A 1,719-nucleotide genomic window follows, 5' to 3' on the forward strand; every position below is an offset into this window, starting at 1 on the left:
ACTACAAATACACACAATGGCTTCTCATCATCTTTAAATCCACATGTGATCACTGAGTCAAAATTAATTTCTGCCAGTTTTTCACAAACCTCCGGAGTTGCATTCCATGCATCTTTAAGTGCATTGAGCCATTCATCTGAAAAAAGTTGTGCCATGGTCATCCTTTTATATATAATTATAAGAGAAATAGAACCTCTTTTATAATTTACTCTCTATTGCCTTAAAGACAGAAATTGCATTCCCATATTACTTTTAAAAAAATATGTACCCTTGTGGATAATTTTATCCTTACCCCAGGGTGATTGTTTGCTGACCGATCTCTTTATATCTTGCATAATAGTACTCTACAAAAGATCTTATCTCCTCTTTTACAGGTAAATATATGCCCTCCTCTTTACTCGCATACGTATTCAAATAGACAGATGCATCTACCTTAGAAAGGTAGGTTTCTGCTAACTTTTTGTATGCATTTTGATAGGTTCTTTTCATCTCATCATATTTACTGTAGTCTATGTTTATCTGTCCATCATAGGTAATGACGCCAGAGCTAAAGAGAATATCAAGATGGATCAATCCTTCACAATAATACGGCAACACTTCACCGACTTCACGCCATGCCATGAGGCCCACTGCACGGGAAACCAGGTCATTGACAATGTGATGTTTAAGTTCTTCACCTTCATTATGGAAAAATGCCATCAAACCGCCTGATGTGGCTTTAAACTCTTCAATGTTTTTAAACTGCCCGGAGCCGTTCATCTTGTTTTCCGTGTCTGCATCTATCCAAAGGATATGGCCATACTCATGTCCCACCGTAGAGATATCATAGATCTCTTGCCATAGCTTAGGATCTGTATCTATAAGCTCTCTTTGTGTCTTCACAAAATCTTCACCCATGGTTTCAACTGAAAGTTTCATAATGGGTTTAGATTTTTTAGACTCCATGACAAAGTCTGCATAAGCAAAGATCTTCTTGCCAAGCTCTGCTGAAACCTGTTCATCATTTGGCACTACTTGTGCCGAGAAAAGCCCATTGAATTCTGCTCCGTAGTAAAGGACGGGTTGACCTATATAGAGTTGGGTTTCATCAACCTGCAAAAGATTCTTACTCATCGTATGCAATGCTTCTTCACCAAAATCTTTTGCCATTTCATAGGCAAAAAGTTTAATGTTGTTACGCGTACTTGAACCTTCTTGTAATTGAGGATTGACAATACGTAGATCCCATTCTAATGCTACGGCTTTTCTATAGTGATCTTCATAATACTCTAACGGATGGCCTACCTGTAATGGTGTCGTCACAGCCATCCAACGTCTATCTACTTCTGCCCATTTACCTATAAGTTCATCGGTTTTAGTATGTGCAAAAGCGACTTTTAGCGCTGTAAAATAGGCTATCCATTCTGCTTTTTGATCAAAGACATCATCTTCATGCTGATTCAAGAGTGAAATAAGCTGCTCAAGTGCAATAGTAACCTGTGTCACTTCCTCAGAAAATGCTTCTGCATAGGCAACACTTTTATACCCCGTATCCTCTTTTTTCAGTACAGAGTAAGATCTATCTCCTACAGCTCCGCTTTCATCTCTGTCAAGCAAAGACTCACTCTGAAGCATCTCAAAGACTTTGGCATCATCCCCATTAAAAAGTTCGGAGAGTTCAAGGTTTACACTGTGAATAATGTGATGTGTCCAGTGGCTCTGCCATACACTTAACATCAC

Annotated in this window: 1 protein-coding gene; it reads right to left on the reverse strand. The window is 38.7% G+C overall.

Annotated features, from left to right (window positions below; translation table 11 throughout):
- Nucleotides 1–288 precede the first annotated feature (288 nt).
- Nucleotides 289–1,719, reverse strand: a 1,431-nt coding sequence (ciaB, locus tag WBM70_RS09205; RefSeq protein ID WP_424558215.1) for an invasion protein CiaB, incomplete at its 5' end; no start/stop codon positions are given.

This window comes from Sulfurovum sp., from assembly GCF_049668085.1.
Taxonomy (GTDB): domain Bacteria; phylum Campylobacterota; class Campylobacteria; order Campylobacterales; family Sulfurovaceae; genus Sulfurovum.